Source organism: Radiobacillus sp. PE A8.2 (genome assembly GCF_045635475.1).
In the GTDB taxonomy this organism is placed as follows: domain Bacteria; phylum Bacillota; class Bacilli; order Bacillales; family Amphibacillaceae; genus JBJGXI01.
Genome location: NZ_JBJGXI010000001.1, coordinates 1 through 14,791, shown reverse-complemented (window position 1 = coordinate 14,791; position 14,791 = coordinate 1). Strand labels below are relative to the sequence as shown.

9 protein-coding genes are annotated in these 14,791 nt (G+C 33.7%); 4 read left to right on the top strand and 5 right to left on the bottom strand.

Going from position 1 to position 14,791, the window contains the following annotated elements; genetic code table 11:
* The first annotated feature begins 849 nt into the window (after positions 1–849).
* Entirely contained in the window at positions 850–1,674 is an 825-nt protein-coding gene (locus tag ACI6MV_RS00045) for a DnaD domain-containing protein (protein ID WP_407267722.1), read from the top strand.
* A 989-nt stretch (positions 1,675–2,663) separates the two neighbouring features.
* On the opposite strand, the gene ACI6MV_RS00040 is transcribed toward ACI6MV_RS00045, so the two are convergent.
* From ACI6MV_RS00040 to ACI6MV_RS00030, 3 genes are all read right to left on the bottom strand, one after another.
* Entirely contained in the window at positions 2,664–4,127 is a 1,464-nt protein-coding gene (locus ACI6MV_RS00040) for an ATP-binding protein (RefSeq protein ID WP_407267721.1), read from the bottom strand.
* Between the two features lie 390 nt (positions 4,128–4,517).
* Positions 4,518–6,332: an ATP-dependent helicase gene (locus tag ACI6MV_RS00035; RefSeq protein ID WP_407267720.1), complete on the bottom strand. Its 1,815-nt coding sequence runs from the start codon at positions 6,330–6,332 to the stop codon at positions 4,518–4,520.
* A complete protein-coding gene (locus ACI6MV_RS00030; RefSeq protein WP_407267719.1) occupies positions 6,329–8,332 on the bottom strand; it encodes an ATP-dependent nuclease in 2,004 nt (667 codons plus the stop codon). Before ACI6MV_RS00030 ends, ACI6MV_RS00035 begins: the two co-directional genes overlap by 4 nt.
* Before the next feature lie 780 nt (positions 8,333–9,112).
* On the opposite strand from ACI6MV_RS00030, the gene ACI6MV_RS00025 reads away from it, so the two are divergent.
* Positions 9,113–10,270 carry a DUF6932 family protein gene (locus ACI6MV_RS00025; RefSeq protein ID WP_407267718.1) on the top strand — a complete coding sequence of 386 codons (1,158 nt, stop codon included), beginning with the start codon at positions 9,113–9,115 and terminating at the stop codon, positions 10,268–10,270.
* 411 nt (positions 10,271–10,681) lie between these two features.
* On the opposite strand, the gene ACI6MV_RS00020 is transcribed toward ACI6MV_RS00025, so the two are convergent.
* Both ACI6MV_RS00020 and ACI6MV_RS00015 read right to left on the bottom strand, forming a co-directional pair.
* A complete protein-coding gene (locus ACI6MV_RS00020) occupies positions 10,682–12,640 on the bottom strand; it encodes an Ig-like domain-containing protein (RefSeq protein ID WP_407267717.1) in 1,959 nt (652 codons plus the stop codon).
* A gap of 119 nt (positions 12,641–12,759) precedes the next feature.
* A complete protein-coding gene (locus ACI6MV_RS00015) occupies positions 12,760–13,242 on the bottom strand; it encodes a GIY-YIG nuclease family protein (RefSeq protein ID WP_407267716.1) in 483 nt (160 codons plus the stop codon).
* Between the two features lie 558 nt (positions 13,243–13,800).
* Here ACI6MV_RS00015 and ACI6MV_RS00010 point away from each other — a divergent pair.
* Positions 13,801–13,953: a hypothetical protein gene (locus ACI6MV_RS00010; protein ID WP_407267715.1), complete on the top strand. Its 153-nt coding sequence runs from the start codon at positions 13,801–13,803 to the stop codon at positions 13,951–13,953.
* Between the two features lie 62 nt (positions 13,954–14,015).
* The gene (locus ACI6MV_RS00005; RefSeq protein WP_407267714.1) at positions 14,016–14,183 is read left to right on the top strand and encodes a hypothetical protein; all 168 of its coding nucleotides are present in this window, start codon (positions 14,016–14,018) and stop codon (positions 14,181–14,183) included.
* The last annotated feature ends 608 nt before the right edge of the window (positions 14,184–14,791 follow it).

The following is a 14,791-nucleotide window of genomic DNA, read 5'->3' as shown; positions in this document are numbered from 1 at the left end:
AAACTATGATAATTTGGTTTATTTGACAGACGAAAAACCACCTTTCCACAATCAACGTCAGATTTTAAATATTCATTAGGTTTACTTAGACATGTACAAAGGGTTCAATAGAGCTAAGTTTATTAGATTTAGTCAATTTCATAATACTGATTTTTAGCTATCCGCATCCATATATAGTCGAATTAGACCACCTCCGAACTATATATGGATACAGATAACTGTATATGGAAATTATGAAATTGACTCATATTAGATAATTTTTTGATTCTTCTTGTATTGGATTCAGTTGACTATATGAATATATTATCTAGTTAAAATATTCTCCATAAAATTAAAATATCCTCTTTAATTTACTATTTCATTGCATAGACCTATTATTTCCCTCTTTGATCCTGACATTAAAAATTGATATCCAAGATTTCCATGCATCGATCAATGAGGCTCACACTGATATCGATGAGCAACTAGATTGATAGGAAAACGCCAGACAAATCTGCATAGATTTCCATAACACACCTGCCTGCTACCAGATTCTCATACTCATTCTCTATCAATCACACCAAGTACTTCTCACCACCATCCCCATACAAAGGAGTTGTCCCGCTACATGCCCGAAATCCGCCCCAATTACATGATCAACCCATCCACCATGGCCATACTACCAGCTCGCGACTTCAAGCTTCGATTGTTTTCCAATCTGATCAACTTCTTAATATGAAGGAATCCTATTATCTACTCGAAAAACAAATGCACCGCACTGCGACGTGTATCTATCATTTCTCTTCTGCTGTTAAAAACGGTTAGTAACCTACGAAAAAAAATCCCCGATATTAGAAAGGATGTTCCCAAATGAACTATATTAAAGAAATCAACGCATTTTACCACCAAATCGAAATCAATCCACTTTCGCTACCTGCCAGCAATTTATGGCACGCGCTCATGCATATGAACAATAAAACGTGTTGGCAAGAAACATTCACCGTCGCGCAATCCGTGCTTTGCTATAAAGCTAATCTGACGGAAAGCACATTCAAGCGTGCACGAACGGAACTAGTAGAAAAAGGGTACATCACCTTTGAATCACAACGCGGCAGACAAGCACCCATCTATCAGATGACCAGCCTGTATGCGATGATGGACCACAGCGCGGATGACAATTCGGACTACAATATGGACGACAAAGTGAACCGCAACTTGGATCACAAACCGGACCCATTAATTAAACAAAAAGATATAGAAAAAGAAAAAAAGATACCAACAACAGACGCCCACGCGTTTTATCGTGACAATTATGGTGAAATCCGTGCTTACATGCAAAATGAGTTATCGAATCGGATAGCGAAGCTTGGTGATGATATGGTCGTTGAAGCAATGAAAAGAGCGTTGGATCAAGGCAAAGAACACTGGGGATATGTGAAGTATATCTTGGAGACGTGGCTACATCAAGGAATTACGACTGTGGAGGCAGCTAGACAAGAGCGAATTGCCTTTCTAACGCAACACAAACCGCAAAAGAAAAAGAAAAAGACAGCTTGGACTGGTAAAAAAGACGTCGTTCCAGGCTGGTTTGAAAAACGTGGGCAATCCGTAACCAACAATACCCCAACAACCTCAGCAGCATTGCCAGATATAAGTGAGGTGATGTTGAAATATCAGTCACGTCTGGTACAATGATGAGTTAAAAATCACACTGACCAACTAAATCATCAAATATAGATCAACCTTTGACAGTACACCTTTAGTGTGAACAACAAGAACATCTTAAGTATCCCTCTGTGCAGACAAATTCTTCATTATGCCCACTCTATGGGGTTAATATCACTGACCCCAATCCAAAACAGATGCACTACACAGACAACAAACCAGTACCTAACACCAATATTCCAGACCCATTCGACACATTACACCAAAATTCGGGAAGTTACAGGCACCCATACTTACTAACTATGACAGACTTCGGGAAGGGCAATGGGACTTCCAATAGTTTTTTACTGTTTTTGAATTTGTACTGCAAGTTACCAGCAAGTTAAACTGGACCTTTGTTCAGCTATTTACGCTACTTATTTATACTATTTGAAACTGTTCTGCAAGTTACCAGCAAGTTAAATTGGACCTTTGTTTAGCTATTTACGCTACCTATTTTTACTATTTGAAACTGTTCTGCAAGTTACCAGCAAGTTAAACTGGACCTTTGTTCAGCTATTTACGCTACTTATTTATACTATTTGAAACTGTTCTGCAAGTTACCAGCAAGTTAAATTGGACCTTTGTTTAGCTATTTACGCTACCTATTTTTACTATTTGAAACTGTTCTGCAAGTTACCAGCAAGTTAAACTGGACCTTTGTTTAGCTATTTACGCTACCTATTTTTACTATTTGGAACTGTTCTGCAAGTTACCAGCAAATTAAATTGGACCTTTGTTCAGCTATTTACGCTACTTATTTATACTATTTGAAACTGTTCTGCAAGTTACCAGCAAGTTAAACTGGACCTTTGTTTAGCTATTTACGCTACCTATTTATACTATTTGAAACTGTTCTGCAAGTTACCGGTAAGTTAAAATTGACTATACAATACTGTGAGATTTATTATTCACCAATTATCAATAAATATTTCTAGAATATATGTTTGAATTGTACACAAAATAAATACTGTGTTCCTTTAAGCCCAGTAAGGAATATACTTCATATATCTTGGTGCAGTGGTTGGGTCTAGTGGTTTAACCTTTTTTGCATCTACAGCATCTTTAATAATCCTAGACGCAGTAGAACTTCCTTTATTATCTAAACCAAATCTTTGTCTAAGACTTGAATTAGTCATATAATCTTTTGAAACGTATTTTAAACAGGCGTGCAAATAACATGCGTGTATCTTCTCTTCTTTCTCCATTTCATTAAATGGTTTGTAGCTATATAGAGTAACACGAGTATGTTCATCACTAACTTCTTCAATAACAGGGGCAGGTAATTGATAATATTCGGTTTGAGACACAACTTTATCTATACCACTTCCACGTTCCTCACATATTCCAACTCTTCGCATGAAAGAAGCCAGTGATTCATTCCTTGATCTAGGGGGGCTATCTAAAAAACGTTCTGTATTAACGAGGGGTGTACCTGGATTAGTGATTTCCATTCTGTCTGTAAATATTTCAATCATTGGACCAGTTCCACGTAAAGTTAAGTCTTGATGAATAATTGCATTTGCTACTAATTCACGTACCGAGAGTTCAGGGTACATTGGCACTTCTTTTCTTAAAGCTTTCCCTATCACTTCATTTCTTGGTAAAAGATTATCAATGAACCCAATTAAACCTTCAAATCCTGAAGCATAACCCTTTTCACCTTCCTGTTCACGAACAGTTTCAATTCTATCTTTTCCTTTGTAAATTACTACTCGTACTGATTTTCGTTTGAGGTTAGGAAATGTTGATAGCTCTTTTGCGAGTAAGATAGCGCCCAAGTTTGTAATATCATATCCGGAAGCAGTATTTTTTATTATCATTTTATCTTCCACTAATCGTTCTAAAATTAACTTTCGATTTTCTGGCAATGGGATATCCTGCAACTCAAAATACGTAGGATAATCTAAATAACTAAGAACCTTACTCTCCTGTACTTTCTGTAAAGATAATAAATCTTCATATGGAGTTTTATCAAAAACGCGCCATAACTCACGTTCCTTTTCGGGATATTCTTTTAGGTTCTTTTTATATGACCCTATGCGAATAAACTCTTGCCCAGAAAACTGCACTGGCTTATTAGTGGCTCTTTCGATTTTCAGTATTACTACAAAACCATGTTCAGTCTCCAGTTCAAAGAACCTAAACATGATACGTGGCGATAAAAGTCTCAACAACCAGTTCTCAAGCTCTTCATTTCCCTTTTTCACTTCACTAGGACTAAAAATAGTACCGATAATTTTATGAGTATCATCTTCTATACCCCATACTATATAAGCATCTTTTTTTCCTTCTAAGGCAGCCGTATTACTAAGTGCTGAGATATACTCGCCAATCATCTCTGGTTGGGCATTGTTGTGTTTAAACTCCACCCATCCCGTTTCTTTCGGCAGCCCTCGAAGTTCAGTTAGCAGACTTCTAAGAAAATCTTCATCTCGAAACATATACTCTCCTCCTTTTTTAAAAAATTTTTTTATTATGCTTCCTTTGATCTATTCACAGAATCTTATTTAATAAATTCAATATCCATGTATCATTATCCTTTAATAATTTGTTAGTTAATAACAAATATTTATTGTCATTTATAGTAAAAACAAACACAAGATGTTATTTGGTATATATTGGTAATTCTAATCATTTATCAATCAACAATATATTATACCAACACGGTGCGGGTATAACCCACTCACTTTCAATAAATAATAAAAGACTCAATATCAGTTGTCTTCCCTGGCGGGGTCTAACACCTGAACTCTTTATATTGTGTGGAAGATGTCTTTTTTAGAGCAATGGTACAGAAACAGCATTCTCGTCACTCCATTATTATTTGATCACTACTTTTGATTCTGCTCTTGTTTGAAATTATAAGCCTCCAACAATTCCTCCCAAAACATTGACGGTTCTTTATTAAAAGTATAAATCCCCTTTTTTGTATGATAAGTAATTCTCTTTGACCTTAACAAATAACAAACGCGCTTTGCCCTTGTTATCGATACAAAAAAGACTCTTCTTTCTTCATTTAACTTCTTATCATCGTTTACGTTTCTAAAGTTAGGAAAATTACCTTCTTCCAATCCTAGCATTATGACAACTTCAAACTCCAACCCTTTTGAACTATGTCTTGTGGACAGTGTAACTTGATCATTAGCATTTCCTAAAAGGGAAAATTGTTGAATATTATATTCCTTTAACTCGCCATAAATAGTCTTCGTAATAAATTTATTAAATATTTCTATATCACCGTTGTTCTTGTTCGATTTTTCCAACTTTTCTTTTAATGAGAGTTCATTTACTAGAAAAATCACCCATTTACATAAGTTATGTTGAAATTTCTTACTAACTGTTAGAGTCTGGAATAAAGATTTTGTCTCTTTAATAATCTTTTCATCTGTAACATCTGTCATTAAGCCCTGCAAAAAATCATTCAGTTCTCCAAATTCAACATCCGGGTCACCAACAATCCAACTTGCACAATCCTTTAACCATAGAACAACATTACTCTTTAAAAAATCATATTTTGAAAAATAATAAGGTATATGATTTTCTTCCATCTTATTTGCTAATTCTTTTAGTTCACTGCCCTTTCCTGCTAAGATGCAAATCTCATCATAAGGTATTTCTTGCTCGATACACTTAGGGATAATCTCATTTATAACATAATCATATTGTTCTTCCATCTCTGCTTCACATGTTACAAATGAAATTTCAGCTTTTTCTCCGTGTCTTGTCCCTGCTTTATATTCTCTATCATCAATATTTAATACAATTGTAGACAGGTCTATTATATCCTGATTACTTCGATAATTTGTTTTTAGGGTTATCGAGTTGATATTGGGATTATCATAAATCTCTAATAGATAGTCTGGAATTGCACCTTGAAAACCATAAATGGACTGATCAGGATCACCTACTGCAAATATTTTTATATTTGTAGTTGTATAAAATGTTAATATCATTTCATGAAGTGGTCTTCCGAGATCCTGATATTCATCTATTAGTATCCAAGGAAATTTAGCTTCCAAGCATTTTCTTACATATGGTTGTTCCTTAATGATTTTCGTTGACATTCTGACAATATCTATAAAATCAACTTTGCCTGTATCGCTTAATCGTTTTTCATAATCTATTGCAACTTTCTTTGCTATGTCGAAGGATTCTACTATGACTGTGCTATCTTGTCCAATAGATTGATTTCTTTCTTTGTCCATCTCTGTAACACTTAGCTGATCCTCCTCAATGTTTAAATCCTTAAGTACATTTTTAAACATACGATTTTTATCTGCATTCTGAATAATTCTTAATGGAAGTGAAAAGCCTTCAATATACATTTCTCCAAAGGGAATCAATATTTCAGATATACAAAAAGAATGAACAGTACTTAGCACAACATTCTTTCTTTTTTGTAGTCCTAATTTTCTTAGTCTGTTTGTAAACTCTTTGACAGCTTCATTACTATATGTAACACAAGCAAGACCTCTTGGAGCTTTTATCTTTTCTTTCAACAAATCAACGATCTTGAGTGTTAATACAGTAGTTTTTCCACTCCCTGGACCCGCCTTTACTACGGTACTTCCTTTTGCATTAAATGCCGCGTATTGATCTGCGTCTTTCATTATTTGCTCTAATTTCAGATTAAATAGTTCATTCACAAGGTATCAACTCTCGAATAAATGTTGTCTATTGCCGTTTCTATATAGTCCGGTATATTTTCCTTTGTACATTCAGTTGACAGTGCCTGAGCAAAACGCCCTTTGCCAATCTTAGAATGCTTACTTTCTATTTTTTTCAAGCAAGACACAAAGTTCTTTGCATCAAATTCTTGATTGAAATTTTCTTTCTGTCTTTGTCCTCCAGATGTCAGTTCATCAAATAATCTCTTTATAACATTACCAGAGTTTTTGAATTTTGAATCATGCATTAAGTCAATTTCTAATGTATGAAGTCCAATAAAGAAATAATAATCCGCGAAAAAATCATCACGTTCATTTAAATCTTCAGGTATTTCTTCCTTTGTTACCATCCCTAATTCTAATAGTAGTTTTTCAGTCCGATCAAGACCGTCATATCCGAAATCAGTATGTTCTTTTTTAATCATAGACCCAAATTTCTTCACCAACGTATCATTTTCTAATACCTTGTAATAATAATCACCATCAGTAATAACTACATAAGGTATACCTAGCTCATTCAAAAAATGCACATATGGTTTAAAGTTTGTGGAATTTATATTGCAACAAATAATCCCTTTTTTGTCTAACGGATTTAATAATAGCTCCGAGAACTTAGGGACTAAATATTCTTCAGCAACCCCTTCAACTAAAACTACACCTTTCCCAAAATATAATTCACCTTTTTTTACATCAATATATCTTTCTAAATCCTTTCGTTCTCTTGGTTCTAATTGTAATGATGCTGTCGTTTTAACACTAGTTCCGTTACTATTAAAACGCAAGTGAACAATAGAGTTTAACGGTGCAACTGAAGTAATATATGGCGAATGAGTAGTCATTAAAACAGAAGTACTATTTTCCATCACATCTTTAAAAATGATCCTTTGAAGAGCCGGATGTAGATGAGCTTCCGGTTCTTCTATTGCAAGTATGGTGAAGCCGTTGTTTGATGAATAATGATCTTCCATGAATCCATACAGTGCATAAAATTCATCTGAATCATTCTCTATATTTTCCTTAACAACATATTTTCCACTATCTCGTTTAACATAACACTGAGGTAAAATCCCACTATCTTGTTCCTCTAAAAGCTTTATATAAGTATCTTCATTCAATATAGATGGAATAGTTTTATCCTCTAATAATAACAAAATTAATGAGATGTAAAGAATATTAGTTAACCCCAAAGAAGTTTCACTGGTGGGACGTTTGCCTTTACCCATCATGATTTTTAAAGAGTTTAAAATACGGCTAGGATCCAAGTCAATTGTCTCCAAAGAAACACTTGAATCAACCTGCTCACCAATAATATCCGAAAACCTCGTACTAATGCTACTGGTTAAATGGATGAGTTCATCTGTATTTAAAACCTTGTCGCTTGTTTCTTTCAGTTCGGCAGCAATTGTTTCTAATTCTTCTTTTCGAATATCGTAACTTTTTAACAACTGATTAACCGGTGACTTCCGGATGTTCTTTAAATCCGAATCCACGTCTCTTATTGCTGGTATAACTTTCATGTTCAGAAAGCGTCGGTGATAATGTGTAAAATGATTATCTTCATTGTTACCTTGATATATTTTATATTGATAGCTATACGTTCCATCACTATTCTCTTCAGCAAAATACTTGTATGTTAATCGTAAAGTAGCAGGGTCACTATTAATTGAGCTATCACATAGGACTGCAAGAAGTGTTTTATTATGTTCGTAACCTTTGATCTCTATGGATATTTCAACTTCTTCACCTTTGTCCATCGGAGAATCTAAACCTTCAAAAAAGTCCGATTCAACTAAATAACGGTCATCATCTGAGAGCTTCGGATCTAGAATTAGTTGTAGCGCTTTTATTAAATTTGTTTTCCCAACATTATTTTCGCCAATTATGACCTGTTTATGGCTTAAATTCACCTTTGTTTCTTTAAAATTCCTAAAATTTTTTATGCTTAGATTTGAAATGTATGGACCATTTGATAGATTCAAGATATCTTCTCCCTTTATTTATCTATGTTACAGTCATCTAATAAAAATTGTCGTAGGAAAGTACTGATGCCCTGATTTCTAAAACCGTTGGTTTTGTATAGATTATCCACGCACTTATATTATCAGAATTTTCTACGTATAGTCACTAAATAAGTTTGACTAAACTTGGATTTTCTGCACACGTCTGATGATTATGGTTAATATAACTGATCCAAATGTTCAAAAAGTGTATGGCATTAGATATCAAATAAGATAAAGCCATATTAAAGAAAAATAAATCTGATTACGAAGTAAACACTAACTCTCCTATTTCACTAAAGATGGATTTAAGACACAAAACTTAGCTCTGGCTTTAAACAGCCCACATAACCCAATTAAAACCTTTAATTTTAAATTCCTAAAAACTTATCCCTTCACAAACATCTTTCGACATAATACGCATAATCCGGGAAGTGACCAGGCACCCATACCTTTACTGATCCTAATATCCAAAGTGGTGGTAGATTGAGACAATCGGCACAGATTATTTAAAGTAAAGTTCCGCGATTATATAGATATTTATGTTAAAATATGTATTAGATATATAAAATAGTCGAAGCAAGACCTTAAATGTTAATTTTCTATACAGCATGTCATATTTTGAAGACTGTTTTAGAAATTAGAATAGTTACTAGTATTATCAAATATGCTAAATTATTTCTCTATTATTGCTATAAAATAACAAATGATTATGTAGCATTTTGAATTAACAAATTAGTTATTTTGGATAGGAGATGAATAATGAAAAATATACCAGACTTCACGAATAGAGATTATCTTCCAAAAGGGGTCCATATTACAACTGGGGATGAGTTTATAAATCATTTTTGCAATTCCGATTATAGGAGACAGTTTATAAAGAGTATATCTGATATTTTGGATTATGCAGTGCAAAGAGGATCTGAGTATGTATTTTTTGGAGGCTCATTTATTTCAAACAATAACAAACCTAATGATATAGATTGTTTAATTGTATTTTCTAAAGACAAGCATATACCATCAAGAACTGATAGATTGATGATAGAGGGAGTTAAACTTGATATTATGTTTGCTTCCTTAGAAAACAAAAACATTGTGAATTCATATGTTCGTTTATTAACTAACAGTAGGGTAGATGAAGAAATTGGTATAGTTCAAATCGACTTATACAACGAAAATAAAAAATGGATAATCAAACAACCAGGTTATGAAGATTATGAAATAGTAAAACGTGCTTATTTAAATAGACACTTTATTGATCTAAGAAAACCAAAAGGAATTCTCGTAACAGTTCATGGTTTGCTTAGTTCTGCAGAATGGAATAAAGAGATAGCTCCTATTGCCAGTAGTGAAGGATGGATAGTTGCTCCATATATTTATAAAGGAAATACTCCAGAATTATTAATTAACCGACATAAAAGACATAATATAGTTGACTTATTTAGAGAGTGGATACATGAATTATCTGATAGATTTAATTATAATTATGAGGATAATATATCGATTATCGCACACTCTTTTGGAACGTACATACTTGCATCCTACTTAGAAGGTTTTGAAAAGCCACCTGTAAAATTTAATAGTATAATATTAACTGGTTCAATAATTAATTCGAATTTTGATTGGGAAAAACATAGAGGTATAAATATTGGAAGAGTTTTAAATGAAAGAACTTTAAATGATCAATGGGTGAAATCTATAACTAATAGTAATATAAAGACACTTTGGGGAATGGACAAATTAATGGGTAAGTCAGGTGTAGATGGTTTTGATAAAAAGAGTGAAATCTTAACAGAATCTACCAACAACATCTTTACTCATAATAATGTCATCCGAAGAGATGTAATACAGAGTAAGTGGATGCCATATCTTAACGCTAATAGGAATTCCTATGAAGAGGAGTGGATAAAAGGTACATAGCAAATAGTATCTTTGTTTAACTTATGGTATTTCGTTTACAATTAAAAAGTTCATTTTCAAATAAGACGCGGTAATAATACCGCGTCTTACTTTAATAAATTGTATTAGCAAGTATATGAAACCATCCTATACTATAATATTTGAATATGAACAGTTAATCCTTGGTTTTATCAATAAATTAATCAGAGTAGACCTGTTAATATTTGGTTACATATTTTACAATAATTTTATGAGGAGGGACTGACCCCTATACTCCATAAACAAACACTTTCCATGTCTTGTAACAGCGCCAAATTTTAACATCTAGTGCTTATCCTTAAACGAACTTCGTTCGACATTATATGCCAAAATACGGGATGTGACAGGCAGAAGCACTATATTAAATGAACCTTATACTAAAATTGCATACTATTAATTACTACCTGAAACGTCCCAAACCACTACCTCAGGTTCATCATTTAGCCCGACTTGATAAACAGCTAATAATTTATCACTATAGGGACTGAATGATAGAGCAATGACTTCGTTTCCCCTTTTTTCAAATTCTTGTTGTTGTTTATTATAATCAGTAGTAATTGTATCTATTAGGCTATAGGTTTCTGTTTCATATAAGTATATACTTCCATCTTCACTACTTATGGCAAATTTGCTACCGTCATAGTTATATGCAATATCCGTGGATTCCGGAGATTCAAATGTATGTTCAATAATACCCCCTTGATTGTTCCATATATAAACGCTCTTATTATAATTATAATAATTTATCGTTGCTATTTGATTACCATTCGGCTGAAAAATCCCATAATCAATTATATATTCATCATGATCAAGAATTTGGACGACCTCTTTACTAGCTACATCATAGATATTGATTCTATCACCAGAGTTAATTGCAATTTGCTTATTATCAGAACTCAGGTCAAACCACCCCAATATCGTCATATACTCCTCATATACATGTTCCAATTCTTTTGTTAATAAATTATATTGCATTTTTTCTCCTGCATGAGTTGTAAAAAACAACCTAGAACCATCATTAGAAACTTTCTGATAATGCTTTTCTACTCTATTATCATATCCAGAATAATAGTCTCCTTCTTCTACTAATCTTATCTCCTCAGTTGGAACTAAATCCGTATCATACAACTTCACAAAATCTTTTTCAAATTCAAGTAAACCCTGCGAGTAAAAATGAATAATCCCTTGGTATTCTTTTGCTAAAGTTCCTGTTTTATTGTTTATAAGGCGTGAATCAATTCCAACCCACTCTTCACCAGTAGACCAGGTAATATTAGCACTCTTCTCTAAATAATCTATATCAGCAGTCCAAATAATATTGGAAACTTCCATGTTAAAGGAAGACGATTCTCCTAGCGTTTTGACTGTTATGGTCGCGCTGCCATTATTGACACCTGTAACAACACCTTGATTGTTTACAGAAACAACTTCGGGGTTGCTTGACTCATACGTTATATATGCGCTCTGTCCTTCAGGTGAATTTTCAATCTTCACTTGCAATGGAAAAGATTGATTAACTCTTATTTTAGATGTTGGGTTTACTATTTCTATTGAAACGGGGGCTTCTCTTTTCGACTCAGGATCTTTTATGTTTATAGTTTCGTCTGCAACATCCTCCACTACTGCAATGACGACATCCCCAACTTTAGCTGATTCGGAAACGGCACCTACTGCAACTGGATCGGTTTGGTCCAAAGGTAGTAACTCCCAAAATTTTGGTACTAACAGGCCAAACAGGACTACTACAATAGCTGTAGCCAATAACATTCCAAACACACGTTTAAATACCCATTTTTTTCGCTTTGTTGTTTTCTTCGTCTTTTCCCTTAATTCTTGCTCATATCTTTCTCTTTCTCTAATAATTTCTCTTACTAGCTGGTAGCAGCTTTCAATATGCTCATTTCCCGCCTTTTGGATTGACATATATCCAAGTCCTGCTGCCACAGCTTGCCCAGCAAGTGGAATATATTTTAATATTTGCTTACCAGACTGCTTTCCCGCTTGCTTTCTTAGTATTGCTGCAGCTAATTTTTTTTGAACAGCACCTCTTATGTTTTTACCAACTGTCTCATTTAATAGGTTTGTTCCGTAACGGGTAGAAATCCTATGCAAGGAACGGAATACTATTTTTCGCAAGTGATTATCCAGGCGGTCTATCTGTGTTTTTGTTAACCCAAACTCACTGTTTATTCTTGGAATTAATTCAATAAAAACGGTAATATCTGTCGCAATATCTACTCCTGGAACCGGAACGAATGATGAGGCTCCGGACATTCTTGCTCTTGCTTTAACTATTTCCTGACATCTTCCCTTGATTCGGTCAAGCTCTGCTACTGTCTTAGGTAATCCCATATTCAATTTTCTCCTTGTAGTTAACTTCTATAAAACCACATCTCATTAATTCTTTAGCATAGCTTGATATCCTGCATCATCACATATGTATTCTGACTCATTTTCTGACCAATGTTTCTCTAAAAGTTTCTTACTTTATTCCAACTCGGGGCATATTTTCCTACCATCATACCTTCTATAGTACTTGTGACTTTTGCAGCCTGTTCATTACTACCTATTATTAGTAATTCAATGCTTAAATCATCTCTATATTGATACATTTTTTGTCCAGATTCATGCATCCTTGCGCTATTACTTTCTCGCCTGTAATCTGATAACCTCTTTCTAAATCCACCATTATTCCATTCTATTGCTCTACCAATATAAACTACTTCTCCAGCAAGTGTTGCTTTATAGAGACCAACGTATTTATTAAAATCTGTTAAGTTAATGCGACTTAATGTTCCAACATATCGCCATTCCCTATCCCACTCTTGAATTGTTTTACCAGCGATTTTTTGTCCACTTTTCTGACTTTGGCGATAGACAGATTTCTGTGATTGTGAAACTGCTTCAGATGCTAATTTTCCTGCTCCTTTAAACACCTTATTTAAAATACCCATTTCCTCACTCCTATGTGTTATATGAAAGCGCATTACCTTATTTTAATATACCACATTGAATCTAGCACTAGTGAACTATTGTTGATGAATCTTCAGGCCTGACGAATACGTCTTTTTAGGCTGATGAGTGACACAGAACACCAAAAGTATTACTTTCAAATTCTACAATCTCCAGTCATTACATTATGACAAACTTCAGTTAAAGTAAAAAAATTATGAATAAAGTTGTTATATAGTGGTAATACTATTTAACGATAAAATGCTTTTAGAATTACGGTCGTAGGTAATACTAAAACATTTTGTGTAACTAAATAACTAATATTTAAGCTATGTCTACGAGTTAAATTAATAAGAAATTACTTTTAAAAAGTATCAAAACGTCAATTAACAAGGATGTTTACTTTTGTTTAATTTCTTATATTTCGTATGAGCATGGCTTTTTTGTTGTTCTAGGAGGTGGTAATGATAAATTTCGTTAGCATCTGTTTCATTTGAAGACGAAAAGGAACGCTGGGTAATAACAACGACTTTAGCTTATTTTGAAAGGAGGTGGAAAGTGTGCGATTTGATCCAAATGAAGATTATTTAGAAGATTTAAGACATGAGGGTCCAGACCCTGAGGACTATTCTAATAGTAGCGGTCAGATTGATTGGAATGACTTTAATCAAGATTATGATAGCTGTGCTGATGAAATAGGATTTCCAAATTAAGTGAAAGGATATCCTATGTTGTCGAAAAATTACACAATAATTGATAAAGGGAGGAAAGTATAATGAGAGATCCTGAAACATTTGAGTTTGACCGCGATCAGGAATGGCAAGATTACCAAGCTGAAACTGGAACTGACGATTCGGACCGCGGAAATTGGGAAGACCAAAAAGACGTAGAAGAATACGGTCCAACCAAAGAAGATCTAGATACTGGAGATGAGAATTGGTAAGAAGTTTTTTTTATAGTTGATTATTCTATAGAATATCAACTAACGTATAATAAAATTCATGTATTGTAAGATACAACAATACCATTCAATATATAAAAATTCCGCAACCTAGAATGATTGCGGAATTTTATAAGCTTAATTCTACGATGATAATATAGATGATTATGTCTTTTACTTTTAAAACACTTTAATCTATCGGTAAACACATTGACAGCAAGTGGTAAATTCCGTGGTAACTACTGGTAAGAAACTTGGCAGAGGAGGTACAATTGAGTTGCCTTATACAAAATGGTTCTAAAGCTGATGCAGGAATACTTTTCTGGTGTGGTTAAAGAACTGGCACCCGTTCCGTAATGAACTAACAACAAAGCTCCTGAATATCTAAGGATAGGAAGCCTTTCCTCAATAAATAGACCGAACAGGACATTTATGTATATTCAAGAAAAATAATCATGAATTATTCTCAACTCTAATTACAGCAACATAACAGCAAAACCCTACAGTTTATTAAACCCAGAATCTGTAGGGTTTATTATAGTTGGTAGACGGAATGGCATTGTACGGTACATTTATTGGCAAACACTTTTATATGGCGAGGGAGGTAAAAT

Bases quoted from the DNA above. Each gene is read 5' to 3' on its own strand.
- ACI6MV_RS00045 (WP_407267722.1), top strand. From the start codon at position 850: ATGAACTATATTAAAGAAATCAACGCATTTTACCACCAAATCGAAATC.
- ACI6MV_RS00040 (WP_407267721.1), bottom strand. From the start codon at position 4,127: ATGTTTCGAGATGAAGATTTTCTTAGAAGTCTGCTAACTGAACTTCGA.
- ACI6MV_RS00025 (WP_407267718.1), top strand. From the start codon at position 9,113: ATGAAAAATATACCAGACTTCACGAATAGAGATTATCTTCCAAAAGGG.
- ACI6MV_RS00020 (WP_407267717.1), bottom strand. From the start codon at position 12,640: ATGGGATTACCTAAGACAGTAGCAGAGCTTGACCGAATCAAGGGAAGA.
- ACI6MV_RS00015 (WP_407267716.1), bottom strand. From the start codon at position 13,242: ATGGGTATTTTAAATAAGGTGTTTAAAGGAGCAGGAAAATTAGCATCT.
- ACI6MV_RS00005 (WP_407267714.1), top strand. From the start codon at position 14,016: ATGAGAGATCCTGAAACATTTGAGTTTGACCGCGATCAGGAATGGCAA.